Origin of the sequence: cf. Phormidesmis sp. LEGE 11477, assembly GCF_015207105.1 — a bacterium.
Classification (GTDB): domain Bacteria; phylum Cyanobacteriota; class Cyanobacteriia; order Phormidesmidales; family Phormidesmidaceae; genus Phormidesmis.
Genome location: NZ_JADEXO010000024.1, coordinates 25,667 through 40,984, shown reverse-complemented (window position 1 = coordinate 40,984; position 15,318 = coordinate 25,667). Strand labels below are relative to the sequence as shown.

The window sequence follows — 15,318 nt, the reverse complement described above, 5'->3', positions numbered from 1 at the left end:
CTCACCCCAACCCTCTCCCGAAGGAGAGGGAGCTTGAAGTCCTTCTCCCCCAGGGAGAAGGATTTAGGATGAGGGCTTGCGGTAAGACTTGAAATCAGACAGTTTATTAAATTCTCATTCACTAAGGACAAATTTGTATAGCATCCGTCAGTTGCCTGAAAAGGCAACTGTTAGAATAACCATTCTTGAAATTCCTTGACGCTAGTCATGACTGCTCAAACCATTCCCGTTTTAGACCTCAAAGATTTTAATTCAGCTGGGGACAGTAGTCAGCGCGTGGCTTTTGTTTCGGCCCTAGGTGATGCGCTCGCGGATTTAGGGTTTTTTGCCCTAGTCAATCACGGGATAGAACAGCGCCTGATCGATACGGCCTACGGCACAGCAGAAGCCTTTTTTGCGCTGCCCGAATCGACGAAAATGCAGTATGCGATCGCCCAGATGAAAGGCCAGCGCGGGTTCACCCAGTTTGGCAAAGAGCACGCCAAAGACAGCGCTGCCCCTGATCTAAAAGAGTTTTGGCACCTAGGCAGAGAAAAGCTCACCGCCCATCCTGTCAGCTACCCAGAAAACCTTTGGCCCAAAGAAGTCCCCCAGTTTCGACCGGTGATGAGCGCCCTATTCGAGCAGCTCGAAACCTGTGCCAGTCAGCTCATGCAAGCCTGCGCCCAGTACCTACAGCAGCCCAGTGATTTTTTCTCTACGCAAGTTGCCGAAGGCCAAACTATCCTACGCATCATTCACTACCCGCCAGTCTCGGCGGATGCTATCCCTGCTAGCCAGCGCGCCGCCCCTCACGAAGACATCAACCTAATCACTCTGCTATGCGAAGCCACAACGCCTGGGCTAGAGCTGCTTCAGCCAAATGGAGACTGGCTGCCCGTACAGACGACGCCTGGACAAATCATCGTCGATACGGGCGATATGCTGCAGTCACTGAGCAACGGCCTGCTCAAAAGCACTACTCATCGCGTTGTCAACCCGACTAGCAGCCGCAATCGCCGCTTTTCTATGCCCTTCTTTGTTCACCCGCGCCCTGAGTTCGATCTCACCCCGCTCTCTAGCTGCATAGAAAAAACGGGCGGCAATCAGCTATTTCCGGCTCAGACCGCTGAAGAATATTTGCAGCAAAGATTAAAGGAGATTGGCTTAGCTTGAGGCTTTGTGCCCCTCAAGTTGACGGATTCAGGCCATAATCAATCATAGTCCTTACCGTAAGCCACTGCCTGTTGTCATGGATTTTTCCTCAGCTATTCCAACCTTCGTCATCACGCTTAGAGAAGGCGTAGAAGCGGCCCTAGTCGTCGGTATCGTGCTGGCCTGTTTGAACAAAGCAAACCGCACCGAGCTGAATAAATGGGTATACGGAGGAGTAGCCGCAGGTATCGCCGGCAGCATACTGATCGGCATTTTTCTGGGCCTTACCCTAACCCAGGTGCAGTACACCCTACCTGCGCTTCAGGGACTGCTCAAGCCACTGCTGGGCGTTCTCTTCGGCAGTGTCGCTATTGTCATGCTGAGCTGGATGCTGATCTGGATGACGCAGCAAGCCAAAAATATGAAAGGAGCAGTAGAAGGCTCGCTCAAAGATGCTTTGGCTGACTCAGAAGGCGCGAGTATCAGCGTCTTTAGCTTAGTGTGTATTGCGGTGCTGCGTGAAGGCTTTGAGACTGTCTTGTTTTTGTTTAGCAACTTAGAGCAAAGCGTAGCCGGCATTGGCGGAGCCGTAGCTGGACTCTTTGGGGCGTTCCTGATTGGCATTGCCTTGTTCAAGTTTGGAGTAAGCATCAATCTCAAACTGTTCTTTCAAGCGATGGGCATTTTCCTATTGTTGATCGTTGCTGGACTAGTCGTGTCCGTCTGCAAAAATCTAGATGCGGCCTTCACTGCCATAAGTATTATCAAGCCTGATCTAGATCTATGTATCAGCAGTCAGTCCTGTATTCTAGGGCCGCAGCTGTGGGACGCTAGCGCCGTTCTACCTGACAAAAGCTTTCCTGGCATCTTGTTTAAAACGCTCCTAGGCTATCGAGATCACATTTACCTGCTCCAAGCATTAGCCTATGCAAGCTTTCTATTCGGTGTGGGCGGTCGCTACTTCCGTAGCCTTGGCATTATCGACCAGTCTTCTGGCATCAAGCAGGCAACCAACCAGTAACAGGTCCACCAGAAAAATATGGCGTCTCTCGGCTGCAGTCGAGAAACGCCATATCCTTACTTTGTTAGACAGCTAGATCTAAACCTTTTTTAGCCAGCTAAACATTGCCCGCAAGTCCTTACCGACTTCCTCAATTGGGTGCTCAGCTTCGATCCGCCGTGTAGCATTGAACCCGGCATTTCCAGACTGAGCTTCTAGCACGAACTCACGCGCAAACTGTCCGGTCTGAATCTCTTTGAGGATCTGCTTCATCGTTGCCTTAGTGTCTGCGGTGATCACCCGAGGGCCCCGAGTATAGTCACCATATTCAGCCGTATTGGAGATGCTATCGCGCATCTTGGCCAAACCGCCTTCGACAATCAGATCCACAATCAGCTTCACTTCGTGTAGGCACTCAAAATAAGCGAGTTCGGGCTGATATCCCGCTTCTGTCAAGGTTTCAAACCCGGCCTTGATCAGCTCGCTAAGGCCACCGCAGAGCACTGCTTGTTCTCCAAACAAATCTGTTTCTGTTTCCTCGCGAAACGTAGTTTCTAAAATGCCAGCGCGGGTGCCACCAATCCCTTTGGCATAGGCCATCGCCAGATCGCGAGCCTGACCAGAAGGATCTTGATAAACCGCAAACAGTGCTGGAACGCCTTGCCCTTGCTCATAGGTACGGCGAACCAAATGGCCAGGCCCTTTAGGCGCAGCCATGACTACGTCTACATTCTCAGGTGGGACAATTTGAGCGAAATTAATATTGAAACCGTGAGCAAATGCCACGACATTTCCAGCCTCTAGACCAGGCTCAATGCTTTCTTTGTAGACGCTACGCTGCACTTCGTCCGGCAGCAAAATCATGATGAAATCGGCAACCTTAGCGGCGTCGGCAACTGATTTGACGGCCAGCCCTTCTGCTTCTGCTTTGGCCTTAGAGCGACTACCTTCATAGAGCCCTACTACTACATTCACACCGCTGTCTTTGAGGTTGAGCGCATGAGCATGGCCCTGTGAACCATAGCCGATGATTGCCACCGTCTTACCATTGAGTAGGTCTAGATTGGCATCGCTGTCGTAATACATTTTGGCCATTGAAAGTTCTCCTTGAACTGCGGCATCCTGGTGCATGAGGGCAAACAGGCATGTGAACGGGGGTCGAGCGTTTGATTTTATCAAACAGGCGGCTTCTCAAGCTATTGAAAACTCCAAACCTCTGCAGATACAGCCAGCATTGGAGGTGTCCATACGCTAGATAATCACTCTGTCCTCTTGTGGCAAGGGTTTCACTGCTAAAATCTCAATGCAGGAAGATGTGGGGGCAAAGTGGCAATCACCATAGATTCAAGCATCAGACCTATGTCAAACTTGTAGAATACTTGTACAACAAAATAAGTGTGTGGTTGATCCTGATACTCGCTGGATACAGCGCTATTCCAACTTCGAGCGGACTTTCTTGTTACTGACTGAAGCGCTGAGCGTTAAGAATCCATCGGCGAAGGCCATGGATGGATAGATGCTCTTCAAGATAGAAACCTAACCGCACATACATACAAAGAAAAGATTGCTCAAACCGTAGAGCAGCGTATTCGAGAACGCTATTACCCTTTAATTGCGGCACTGTACGAGACCCTCACAACCAAGAAAGCAGAAGCAGAGCGATGAGTCATAGGCTAGAAAGAGTGAGTCATGGACTCATAGAGCGTGACCTTATGCATATTCGTGCTGCTGCCGCCGAGCTGGAAGAAATCGATCAGGTCATTCTGTTTGGGTCTCGGGCAAAGGGAACTCATCACCGAGGCTCAGACGTAGATCTTTCGATCAAAGGAAAAGGCATCACTTATTCTACGGTTATTCAACTATCAGAGAGCTTGAATGAAGAACGACCGCTACCTTATTTTTTTGACGTTGTGGACTATGACAGCTTAGGAAACGAGCCTTTGCGAGATCACATTGACCGAGTAGGCATAGTTTTGTTTTCGGTCTGATGATGGGCCTGATGAAGTGAAACCTCGCGCAACACAGGTGTTGTTCTATTAGCGGCACACAAACTAGCGGCACACAAAGACAGACATAGAGCAGGGCTCAAATTAATTCTTAAGCTTGTATAGATGTTGATCCTCACTGTCACTAAAGGCGTATTTCCTAAAGGCGTAGTTCAGTGCGAGGAGAAAAGCTTGTGATTGTTCTACCTCTTCGCTCTTAGCTGAGCCCTTGACCCGTCATAGACCTACCTACTCCTTGTTGAAAAGTAGCAGTAGGTAGGGAGGATCTGCTTAGCCTCTATTATCTATTAGCCAGAGATATATAGAATGTTATCGAATAAAAGGAAAACTTATGCTTTATATTTATCATTGCTCTACTAACTCGTGGGGCCTGGTGTAATTTCTGACACGTTTTAAGATAGACTTAAGCATATACAGGTTCGGTCATCGATAGATTTATATCTATGGAAAGTGATATGAGGTTACCTCGCTTTCCGCCCGTTCAGAGAAAAGCTGCTTTTGAACGGCCTGTCAATAGGTTTTTGGCGTAACGCCTCTACCGTGGGGGTGAAGCGCTTCGCCCTTACTTTTTTCAAATTTTTCTGATTAAGGAGGAATTACACCGTGGATTTTCTATCCAATTTCTTAGCGCTCTTCTTGGATAAGCTACAGTCTCCGACGCTTGGCTTTCTAATTGGGGGTATGGTCGTTGCCGCTGTCAATAGCCGACTGACAATCCCAGATCCGATCTATAAGTTTATTGTTTTCATGCTGCTTATAAAAGTTGGATTGAGCGGCGGTATTGCGATCCGCAATGCCAATCTGTTGGAGATGCTATTACCGGCGCTGTTTGCCGTGATAATAGGAATCTTAATCGTATTTATCGGGCGCTATACACTGGCCCTGATGCCGAAAGTCAAACCTGTGGATGCGATCGCGACCGCAGGCTTATTCGGTGCGGTGAGTGGTTCTACCCTCGCTGCTGGCCTAACGATACTGGAAACGGAAAGCATCCCATACGAACCTTGGGCTGCCGCACTCTATCCATTCATGGATATCCCGGCGCTTGTGACTGCGATTGTCATAGCCAGCATTTATGTCACCAAGCAGCGCACTGCCGCAGACCAGGCGATCAGCAAGCATGAGGCGCTCGGCAGGCAAGAGGCACTCAGCAAACAGCCTGCTGTTGCCGCAGGCGGCTATCCCAGTGACCAGCGCGTTATCGCAAGCGACTATCCGAATGAGCAGGGCATTACCGCACATGGGTATCCCAACAGTCAGGGGTCTGCCCCAGCAAAGCGTGTCGAGATCTGGCCCATCATTAAGGAAAGCCTTCAAGGCTCTGCCCTATCGGCACTATTGCTCGGTCTTGCGTTAGGCATTCTCACCCGACCAGAAAGCGTCTACGAAAGCTTCTTCGATCCCCTCTTCCGTGGCCTGCTTTCGATCTTGATGCTAGTCATGGGAATGGAAGCTACAGCCAGGCTTGGCGAGCTGCGAAAGGTGGGCCAGTGGTATGCTTTGTATGCTTTTGTCGCACCGCTACTGCATGGATTCATCGCCTTCGGTCTGGGTATGATTGCCCATGTCACCACAGGGTTTAGCCTTGGCGGCGTCGTCATTCTAGCCGTCATTGCTTCCTCTAGCTCAGACATTTCTGGGCCACCCACTTTACGCGCGGGTATTCCGTCGGCCAATCCCTCTGCTTACATCGGCTCATCCACAGCCGTCGGTACACCGGTCGCGCTTGCCATAGGCATACCGCTCTTCATTGGGCTCGCTCAGGCGCTAGGCGGTAGCTGAACCCTAGCTAAGCTTAGGTTTGCCGATGCTCTTCTGAACTTGGCGACCAACGCAGCGGCTAGATCAGCGCTATGGGACGCAATTCTGCCGTTTTCCTCAGTTCTTATGTAGTTTAATGAATACACACGTTTAGGAGGTAACTAACATGACCCAGCAAGCCAGCAAGCTCGTCATCGTTACAGAAAAGCTGTTGCTGAAAAAGATTGGCAGGATTATAGACGAAGCTGGTGCTACCGGTTATACAGTGGTGGACGCTGGCGGTAAAGGCAGTCGCAACGTGCGCTCGTCAGGGCAACCCACCGTTTCCGACACCTACGCGAACATCAAGTTCGAGATCCTGACCCCCAATCGAGACATGGCTGTGAAGATTTCGGATGCGGTCGCATCGCAGTTTTTTGACGATTATTCAGGCATTGCCTATCTCTGTGATGTGATGGAAGTGCTGCACGCGCACAAGTTCTAACTCAAGCCCCAACCGAACAAATAAGAGAGCCGGAGACATGCCTCCGGCTCTTTTTGCTGCGTTTTCAGGAGGTTTAGCAAGAGAGCTTAGCCATTGATCGGCGATCGCCTAAGCCCTAGCAATTCGACTGGTCGGCAATGCTTCTTAGCACCGTTTCTGAATGATCCGCTAAAGCTTAGGTCTGTGCCGATGCCACTTAGTCGCCTGCTCATAGGCATGACCCACCTCAAACAGCAGATCTTCGCGCAGAACGTTACTCACTAGCTGCAGGCCAATCGGCAATCCGCTTTTGTCAAATCCGCAAGGCACGCTCATACCCGGTAGTCCGGCCATATTGACCGGAATCGTCATCAGATCGAGCAGATACAGGCTGAGCGGATCGTCTTTCTCTTCGACTTTAAAGGCTGTGGTTGGCACGGTGGGACTGACGAGGACATCGACCTCTTCAAAGGCTTTCTCAAAGTCTTGCTTCATCAGCGTTCGGACTTTTTGCGCCTTTAGATAAAAGGCGTCGTAGTAGCCTGCCGATAGTGCATAAGTGCCGATCATGATCCGACGCTTGACCTCATCGCCAAAGCCTTCGGATCGAGTTTTGTTGTACATCGAAAGCAGGTTAGGTTCGGATGAACGCAGGCCATAGCGTACGCCATCGTAGCGGGCTAAGTTGGCGGATGCCTCACAGGGAGCAATGATGTAATAGGCCGATACGCCGTAGTTGAACCGAGGGCAGGAAATGGTTTTGACTTTTGCGCCTAGGGCTGTGAGCTGGTCGATGGCTGCTTGTACAGCCCCACCGACTTCACTATCTAGCCCATCGCCAAAGGTTTCTTTGATCACGCCGACGGTGCGTCCTTTGAGATCTGAGGTTAGGAACTTTGTATAGTCGGGAATGTCGACTTTGAGGCTAGTCGCATCTTTGGGATCGTGTCCGGCGATCGCACCTAGCAAGATTGCCGCATCTTCGACCGTTTGCCCAAACGGGCCAATCTGATCGAGCGACGAGGCAAAGGCCACCAGCCCGAAGCGAGAAACCAGGCCGTAAGTCGGCTTCATCCCAACGATGCCGCAGAAAGAAGCCGGTTGACGAATTGAGCCGCCTGTATCAGAGCCCAGGGCAACTGGCACCTGCCCCCCGGCAACTGCCGCTGCCGATCCACCCGAAGATCCACCCGGCACGCGGCTGACATCCCACGGATTTTTGGAGGGGCCGAAGGCAGAATTTTTGGTCGAGCCGCCCATCGCAAACTCGTCTAGATTGGTCTTGCCGACAAAGACGGCCCCGGCTGCATCTAGGCGCTCGGTCACGGTCGACTCATAGGGCGGCACAAAATTCTCTAAGATTCGAGAGCTGCAGGTCGTGCGAATACCCTTTGTGCATAGATTGTCTTTGAGGGCGAGCGGGATTCCTCCTAGCAGACCAATATCCTCACCAGCCGCAATCTTGTCGTCTACGGCTTGGGCCTGAGCGAGTGCCTTCTCAGCCGTCAAAGAAACAAAGCTGTTGAGTTGAGACTCTACGGCTTGGGCATGATCAAGCTGAGCCTGCGTGATTTCAACGGCGCTACGCTCTTTGGTCGTGAGCTGTTTGTGCAACTCGCGGATGGCTGACATAGGGGTTCCTCTTGTATTGACCGAAGCTATATAGAAGGGTAACAGGCCGACAGACCACAGAACCGTCTAGATGGTATTCTCTATGGCGAAGCAGTTTACGTAGTTTTGTTAAGCTCTCATATCCACTTTCGATAGGGTCGACTTTGCGCCTATGTCTGGCTTTTGGTATACCGCTGCGATCGCAACCACCGCTAGCGCTCTATTCATTCTGACAGGGGAGCTAGCAACGCCGCTAGAAACGATGCTTTCTAGACAATCTGCTTTTGGATCAAATGAAGAACGATCAAAGCATAAGGCAGCACCTAACGACGCAACTGGGAGTACGCTAGCGGCGCGAAACGTTCTGATTGAGCAAAATGCTGACAGGGCCAACTTCGATCAGGCCGTAGCGCTTGCCCGGCAGGCAGTGGACGCCTATCAGGCGGCTCAGACGGCTGACACGCCCGCCGCGAGCCTAGCATTTACTCGGCAGGAAAGGGTTCTATGGCACAGCTCACTGCAAAAGCTATCAACCATTTCTAGAGACGCTTTAATCTATCAGCAGGTCAACGATAAGAAGGCGCACTACAAAACGCTGCTGGCCACTGCAGAGCAGAAAGTGCTCGCTGCCGATAGCGCGTTTCTAGCCGACATCATTAAGGCCGCTCAGATATCACCAGCCGCTGTGCATATCACTCTTTGCCAGATCGACTTGCCTCCTAATCTATCAGAGCCTTATCCATCGCCACTCAATTCATCGCCTAGTTCATCTGCAGCAATCGATATCAGTACGCAGGCGGCTCAAAGCGGTTACAGCGCTGACTGGTGTCGTCACTATCAGGGTGAACAACTGTTGGCAAGTCCTGCTAGCTTGATCAAGCTGCCCATTGCGATCGCCGTTCTAGACAAAATCCACGCCGAAAATCTAGGCCCGAACAGCAAGCTCTACATCGATCCGCAGAACTTTACTGAAAACGCGCTCGGGGCGACGATTGAAGTAGATCAAGAATATCCGCTGCTGCAGGTCATGGATCGGATGATCAGCGAAAGCAACAACATCGCTACCAATCAGCTCATTGACTACGTAGGCCGAGGGGCAATCAACAAAACCCTGATAGATCAAGGCTACACAAACACCTTCGTCGATCACAAGCTGGCTGGCGATCGCATCTTGCCGCCCAACCCCGGCACCCAGAGCAACCGCATCACCACCGACGATGTCACCACCATGATGGTTAATACCTACCGTCTGACTCACCCTGGCGATGAAAAGCTGCTACAGGCACTGCAAACCCAAAAGGATCAAGAACTTGGCTATCGGGCGCTGCAAGAAGTCGGGCCCGCTGTGGAATGGATAGGTGAAAAGACTGGACAAAACGAGCGCATGCTAGGGACGACGCTGGTGATGAAAATAGACGCCGAGCGCTACGCCCTAACCGTTGCGATTAACCATAGCGCCGATGCGATCGCGCTGCGAGAGCTGATCAAAGGCGTGGCCAACCACCTGATAGAAAACGGGCCGATTGCTACAGAGCCGATTGTCACAGAGTTCGATCAAGCAGAGATAGGTTCGCCGCCCGCCCAGTCGATTGCTAGATCTGCCGTCAAGTCCACTACCCAATTTACGCGCAGATCGAGAGCCAGATCGTTGTAGGAGAACAGAATAGTGCTAACCCAAGCACTGGCTGGTAAGACTCGACTCACTTAAGCCTTAGCTTATTCTTGATCGATTAACCCTTGATCAAAGATATTTCTTTGCCCCGGTAAACCCGGATTTCTGCAATTAGAAATAGAGATATGTATCGATCCCCTCTTGCCAACTGGCAGATACCCGCTCACACTGATTGTGATGTGAGAACGGCCTGTATCTTGAGCCAGGATTGACGTTGTGAAAAGAGTACTTTCAATAATTTTGGGCGGTGGTGCTGGCACCCGCCTCTACCCGCTGACAAAAGTCCGTGCAAAACCTGCGGTGTCTTTAGCAGGCATGTACCGACTGATCGATATTCCAGTCAGTAACTGCTTAAATTCCGATATTTTTAAAATTTACGTGCTGACTCAGTTCAACTCGGCTTCGCTGAATCGGCACATTTCAAAGGCATACAACTTTTCTACGTTTAGCGACGGCTTTGTAGAAGTTTTGGCCGCGCAGCAAACTCCTGACAGTCCGAGCTGGTTTGAAGGTACCGCTGATGCGGTGCGTAAGTATCTATGGATGTTTGAAGAGGCCGATGTAGACGAATTTATTATCCTTTCGGGCGATCATCTCTATCGCATGGACTACAGCGATTACGTGATGAAGCACCGTGAAAGTGGCGCAGATGTCACGCTTTCTGTGGTGCCAATCGGTTACAAAACTGCCTCTAGTTTCGGTCTGATGAAGGTCGATGACTCCAACCGCATTGTTGATTTTTCTGAGAAGCCAAAAGGCGAGGCGCTTGAGGCCATGAAGGTCGATACAACCGCCATGGGTCTTTCTCCTGAAGAAGCGGAAGAAAAGCCATTTATCGCCTCTATGGGCATTTATGTGTTTAAAAAGCAGGTGTTGATCGATCTGCTCAAGAACAACCCAGAGCAGACAGACTTTGGTAAAGAGATCATTCCAGCTTCCTCTCGCGATTACAACGTTCAAGCCTACTTATTCAAGGGCTATTGGGAAGATATTGGGACCATTGAGGCGTTTTACGATGCCAATATTGCCCTAACCGAGCAGCCTAATCCAGCCTTTAGTTTCTATAACGAAGAGTCTCCGATCTACACGCGATCGCGCTACTTGCCCCCCAGTAAAATCAAAGACAGCCAGATCACCAAGTCAATTATCAGCGAGGGGTGCATTCTAAAACAGTGCCGCATTCACAATTCGGTTATTGGTCTGCGTCAGCGCATCCATGCCAACTGTGAGATTGACAGCGCCCTGCTGATTGGCGCTGACTATTACGAGAAGATGGACGAGGATGGTGAATTCCCGATCACTGCCGGACAGCCGGACAAAATCCCCATTGGGATTGGTGAAGGCTCAGTTATTCGCAAAGCTATCATCGATAAAAACGCTCGTATCGGTAAGAATGTTCAAATCATCAACAAAGACAATGTAGAAGAGGCTGAACGCGAAGACGAAGGCTATTACATCCGTAGCGGTATCGTCGTTGTACTAAAAAATGCCACGATTCCTGATGGCACTATCATCTAAGCAAAGTTACATAGGCAAAATCATATAGGCAAAGCTGACACAGATACATAGCTTGGAAACCTAGGTGAAACCTGGACTAGCTAAGGCATTCGCGGCATTCGAAGAGTGTTTGTATTGTTCAAAAAGCGTTTACCTTAGATCTGATCTCATAGGAGTTCAATTGATTGGACTCCTTTCTTTTGTCTTCGGCCCTCGATCTGTTTGATCATTTCAGAGAAATTACACCGCCTGTAGCACGCATATCAACCACAGTGACCCATGATCTGGTAAGACTCTCAGCAGAGGTTTCAGCAAACAGCCACTTTATCTATATGTTAGAGACAGCATTTGCAAATTACTAATGGCGTCGGTCAACTCAGACTTTAATAGCGACGATTCGCAGCAGCCGGAAGATCCGATCACTTTAGAAGAGATTTCTATAGAAACCGTTCAGCGTCGTCACGCCGGTCGGCTAACCCAGCACATCGAGCAGTTAGAAGCAGAAAGAAGCCGTCTGGAGGCAGAGAAAGACCATCTGCAAAGTCAGATAGATGCCTTGCAAGCAGACTATACTCAGCTGATCTCACTGACGCAGACCCTTCGCCAGCTTGCTGATACAGACCCCGATCGCGCTGGCCCATCAGCCGAAACATCCGCTGCTTCAGAGCTGTTGATAGATACATCCGCAGCGTCAGCAGCGCATACGCAGAGAGTCAATCCCTGGACGGCTGGTCCGCTTCTGCCGGGCGAGAGTGAGCCACCGACACCAGAGACTACCGCTGCTAGCCAGGATCGAACGCTAGAGCTGCCGACACCCGCCACCTCTGAGCAGCGCCGCCAGCGGTTAGTACAGCAGCAGATAGGCATGCCCCTTCCAAGCGCAACTGGCAATGTAGCTGTCGGTGCAACTGGCAACGGGAATAGGGGACTGATCTTGAGCGTGATTACAACGCTAATCACCGCGCTGCACTACTGCATATTCGGCACCCTAAGTCAGGGCGGCACCTGGTTTGATCTAGTTGATATCGGGCAACTCGGCGCTGGATTTCTACCATCGACTGCGTTTCTCTGGCTGAGAATGCTTGTGATCCTACCGGGCCTAGTTTTGCTGGCACCTCAGCTATATAGAAATACTTGGCATGACCTACATGACTGGTTTTATATTCGCGAGCAGCTGCTCTGGCCAGTTGTCGCTAGCGGCACGGCTCTATTTCTCTCGCAGGTGCTGCTGTATCAAAGCATTGGCCTGATGGGTGCGGCGATTAGCTCGGCGCTATTGTTCCTCTATCCGCTGACGGATATTCCTTCTAGGATCGTCTTTCGTCAGCCGCGATCACTAACGCCGTTTGGCTTGCTTGCATTAGTTGCGATCGCCATGGGAGGCTGGCTGGTTGGACAGCCTGTCTTTGTTAGCGGCTCCTCTAGCCAGCTCTGGATCGGACTTCTTGCTAGCGCTGCCCTTAGTCTATATATTCTGCTTACCAATTTTTGCTATCGGCAAAGATGCCATCCTATCCCGACATCTATCGTCCAGTTTTCTACCGTGTCCCTAATCAGCAGCCTGGTATTACTGATCAAACCGCTGCAGCTCGTCGACCTCAGCGGGGAAAGCTTTTTCCTCTGGGGCCTGCTGGTTGGGTTGCTAATGTTGATTGCGTACTTGCTTAACTATGCCAGCCTGTTAGCTACAGGGCCGCGTACAGCTATCGTCGCCGCGACCACACCGTTAGTAACTTTGCTACTGTCTTTGAGCTTTATGCCCGTTCGTAGCTTAGAAATTATTCAGTGGACAGGCATTATGATGATTACCGTCGGCGGCATTGCCCTGGCAAAAGAAAAGCTGAGCAAAGAACAGATCTACTAAGCGTAATAAGAACGGAGAGAGAGGGATTCGAACCCTCGAACAAGTTGCCCCGTTACAGCATTTCCAGTGCTGCGCCTTCAACCACTCGGCCATCTCTCCTGATTAGGCTAGTAAGCGCACTCCCAAAGCCAACTAAGGTCTTTTGAGATAACGACTTACAGCTTTGCCATCGTAGCAGAAAGCGACCTGGATACAATACTAATTTTCGACTCGTCAACCGTTCGCATAGCTACCTGCTCAATCAATTTTTGTGTCATGAAATCCGTGTAATGATAGAAGCACTGTTCGATCTAACTTTTCGCTTCAACTGTCCCTGTCATTATCCTTGTCATGGCTGAAACCTACCGCATTCGCATTCACCACCGACAGAAAAATACGGTTTATACAGTGCAGGTGCCGCGCGATCGCTACATCTTGCAAACCGCAGAAAATCAAGCCGCCGACTTGCCCTATGCCTGCCGCAACGGAGCCTGCACCACCTGCGCCGTTCGCGTGCTCTCGGGTGAAGTTCACCAGCCCGAGGCGATGGGCCTTTCTCCTGACCTGCGCGAACAGGGCTATGCGCTGCTGTGCGTTAGCTATCCCCGCAGCGATATAGAAGTAGAAACTCAAGACGAAGACGAGGTTTATGAACTCCAATTTGGTCGCTACTTTGGCAAAGGTAAGACCCGCTCTGGCATCTTGATCGACGACGATTAATAGAAGCCAGCTTAGTCCGCAGCTAATCTAACCCGGCTACAGTTGACCCAGCCTGCAGCAAATCTCTTGCCGGGAGAGATAAGAAATGAGTCTCGGTATGAAGTGGAAGGCGTCAATCCACCTCATGCTACGAGCTCGTCTTCTCGAAAGATAGCGGTTTCAGACAATATTCCTAAAGAAATTCTCTCCAGATGACTTATTCTTCCGAAGATCTCCAGCGCTTTCTTGATATCGCTACCGAAGCTGCTTGCGCGGGAGGGGCCGTGCTCCAGCATTACTGGGGCAATCTTTCTAATATTCAACAAAAGGGCCGTCCTGGAGATCTCGTGACCGAAGCTGACAAAGCCGCCGAGAAGGAAGTGCTCGCTGTCTTACGCCGCCATGTACCCACGCACGCTATTCTCGCTGAGGAATCCGGCAGTATTGGCAAGCAAACGGACGAATTACTTTGGGCCGTTGACCCACTAGATGGCACGACTAACTACACGCATCAGTATCCCTTTTGTGGCTGTTCGGTGGGTCTATTAATTAACAATCAGCCTGCGGTAGGGGCCATTTTTGATCCGGTTCACAATCACCTTTTTCGAGCCGCCAAAGGGTTAGGCGCAACCTGTAACCGAGAGCCGATTAGCGTCTCGAAGACAGAGACGCTGGCCGACAGTCTGCTGGTCACTGGCTTTGCCTACGACCGCCGGGAAACAATTGACAATAACTATGCAGAATTTTGTGAGTTGACTCATCTCACTCGTGGCGTTCGCCGGGGTGGGGCGGCTTCGATTGATTTGGCCTATGTCGCCTGTGGCCGACTAGATGGTTACTGGGAGCGAGGGCTATCGCCCTGGGACGTGGCGGCGGGTGTCATCTTAGTACAAGAAGCGGGTGGCAAAGTGACCGCTTATGACGAGGGTTCATTTGATATCGGGAGCGGTCGAATTTTGGCCACCAATGGTCACATTCATAGCGAGCTGAGTGATGTTCTTGCTGATGTAGATCCATTAGCCAGGTTTGCGCCGTCAGGATCTTGAACGACTGGGCTTCATTACAAGGACTTAATTACAAGATTTTGTACATCACAAACGCATCAACTAATCCGGCAACAGAATGCTGAAATGCCTTTGGTAATTTGCCAACAATCTCAAATCCTAACTTTTGCCATAGTCTGACTGCGGCTGCGTTGGTGGATACCACTAGATTGAACTGCATAGCAATAAAGCCTAAGCGCCTTGCCTCTGCTTGGGAATGCTCGCACATGGCGGTGGCGATGCCTCTTCCTCTAGCTGCGGTGGCAACAACGTAGCCACAATTGCAAACGTGAGCGCCTAGTGCAGGTTGGTTTGCTTTGATGTAATAAGTTCCTAGAATGCGAGAGCTGCGATCGCATTCCTCAACAGCGACTTCTTCAGTGACTTTCTCAACAGCAGTCCCTTTAGCTACGCCCTCTTGGACGACAACGTAGGTCGCTCTTGGCCTTTCTACCCAAACTTGATAGGCTTCAGATTCGCAGATATCAGGAGAAAAGGCGTAGGTTTCACCCGCCCTAAAAGTGGGCTCAAGCAGAGACCAAACAAACGGCCAGTCAGATGGTTCGATCGCTCGGATAATCATTTATAT

The 15,318-nt window shown here is 50.7% G+C and carries 14 protein-coding genes and 1 tRNA gene; 11 read left to right on the top strand and 4 right to left on the bottom strand.

Features of this window, described 5'->3' with window-relative positions:
• Window positions 1-207: 207 nt before the first annotated feature.
• Window positions 208-1,155: an isopenicillin N synthase family oxygenase gene (locus IQ256_RS09425; RefSeq protein ID WP_193855290.1), complete on the top strand. Its 948-nt coding sequence runs from the start codon at window positions 208-210 to the stop codon at window positions 1,153-1,155.
• A gap of 76 nt (window positions 1,156-1,231) precedes the next feature.
• On the top strand, window positions 1,232-2,155 hold the full coding sequence (locus IQ256_RS09420) for an FTR1 family protein (protein ID WP_193855288.1): 924 nt from the start codon (window positions 1,232-1,234) through the stop codon (window positions 2,153-2,155).
• 78 nt (window positions 2,156-2,233) lie between these two features.
• Here IQ256_RS09420 and ilvC read toward each other — a convergent pair whose 3' ends face one another.
• Entirely contained in the window at window positions 2,234-3,229 is a 996-nt protein-coding gene (gene ilvC, locus IQ256_RS09415) for a ketol-acid reductoisomerase (RefSeq protein ID WP_193855287.1), read from the bottom strand.
• A 396-nt stretch (window positions 3,230-3,625) separates the two neighbouring features.
• On the opposite strand from ilvC, the gene IQ256_RS30345 reads away from it, so the two are divergent.
• From IQ256_RS30345 to IQ256_RS09395, 4 genes are all read left to right on the top strand, one after another.
• Window positions 3,626-3,799 carry a nucleotidyltransferase substrate binding protein gene (locus IQ256_RS30345; protein ID WP_370623396.1) on the top strand — a complete coding sequence of 58 codons (174 nt, stop codon included), beginning with the start codon at window positions 3,626-3,628 and terminating at the stop codon, window positions 3,797-3,799.
• A 47-nt stretch (window positions 3,800-3,846) separates the two neighbouring features.
• Window positions 3,847-4,122 (top strand): nucleotidyltransferase domain-containing protein, encoded by a 276-nt coding sequence (locus IQ256_RS09405; RefSeq protein WP_228024719.1) that lies wholly within the window; start codon window positions 3,847-3,849, stop codon window positions 4,120-4,122.
• 621 nt (window positions 4,123-4,743) lie between these two features.
• Window positions 4,744-5,922, top strand: coding sequence for a sodium-dependent bicarbonate transport family permease (locus IQ256_RS09400; RefSeq protein ID WP_193855286.1), 1,179 nt, complete (start codon window positions 4,744-4,746; stop codon window positions 5,920-5,922).
• A gap of 145 nt (window positions 5,923-6,067) precedes the next feature.
• The gene (locus IQ256_RS09395; protein WP_193855285.1) at window positions 6,068-6,385 is read left to right on the top strand and encodes a hypothetical protein; all 318 of its coding nucleotides are present in this window, start codon (window positions 6,068-6,070) and stop codon (window positions 6,383-6,385) included.
• Window positions 6,386-6,553: 168 nt separating this feature from the next.
• Here the strand turns inward: IQ256_RS09395 and gatA are convergent, their stop codons facing one another.
• A complete protein-coding gene (gene gatA, locus IQ256_RS09390; RefSeq protein ID WP_193855284.1) occupies window positions 6,554-7,996 on the bottom strand; it encodes an Asp-tRNA(Asn)/Glu-tRNA(Gln) amidotransferase subunit GatA in 1,443 nt (480 codons plus the stop codon).
• 151 nt (window positions 7,997-8,147) lie between these two features.
• Here gatA and IQ256_RS09385 point away from each other — a divergent pair, with 151 nt between their 5' ends.
• The 3 genes from IQ256_RS09385 (at window position 8,148) to IQ256_RS09375 (ending at window position 13,008) form a co-directional block, all read left to right on the top strand.
• Window positions 8,148-9,629 (top strand): serine hydrolase, encoded by a 1,482-nt coding sequence (locus IQ256_RS09385; protein ID WP_193855283.1) that lies wholly within the window; start codon window positions 8,148-8,150, stop codon window positions 9,627-9,629.
• A gap of 234 nt (window positions 9,630-9,863) precedes the next feature.
• Window positions 9,864-11,165, top strand: coding sequence for a glucose-1-phosphate adenylyltransferase (locus tag IQ256_RS09380; protein ID WP_193855282.1), 1,302 nt, complete (start codon window positions 9,864-9,866; stop codon window positions 11,163-11,165).
• 340 nt (window positions 11,166-11,505) lie between these two features.
• Window positions 11,506-13,008, top strand: coding sequence for a hypothetical protein (locus IQ256_RS09375; RefSeq protein WP_193855280.1), 1,503 nt, complete (start codon window positions 11,506-11,508; stop codon window positions 13,006-13,008).
• A gap of 12 nt (window positions 13,009-13,020) precedes the next feature.
• On the opposite strand, the gene IQ256_RS09370 is transcribed toward IQ256_RS09375, so the two are convergent.
• Window positions 13,021-13,107: transfer RNA gene (locus IQ256_RS09370), tRNA-Ser, on the bottom strand.
• Between the two features lie 231 nt (window positions 13,108-13,338).
• On the opposite strand from IQ256_RS09370, the gene IQ256_RS09365 reads away from it, so the two are divergent.
• Both IQ256_RS09365 and IQ256_RS09360 read left to right on the top strand, forming a co-directional pair.
• Complete coding sequence (locus IQ256_RS09365; protein ID WP_193855278.1) at window positions 13,339-13,707, top strand: 2Fe-2S iron-sulfur cluster-binding protein; 369 nt, start codon at window positions 13,339-13,341, stop codon at window positions 13,705-13,707.
• Window positions 13,708-13,898: 191 nt separating this feature from the next.
• Window positions 13,899-14,732 carry an inositol monophosphatase family protein gene (locus IQ256_RS09360; protein ID WP_193855277.1) on the top strand — a complete coding sequence of 278 codons (834 nt, stop codon included), beginning with the start codon at window positions 13,899-13,901 and terminating at the stop codon, window positions 14,730-14,732.
• Window positions 14,733-14,760: 28 nt separating this feature from the next.
• On the opposite strand, the gene IQ256_RS09355 is transcribed toward IQ256_RS09360, so the two are convergent.
• Window positions 14,761-15,312, bottom strand: a complete 552-nt coding sequence (locus IQ256_RS09355) for a GNAT family N-acetyltransferase (protein WP_193855276.1) — start codon at window positions 15,310-15,312, stop codon at window positions 14,761-14,763.
• Window positions 15,313-15,318: the final 6 nt, after the last annotated feature.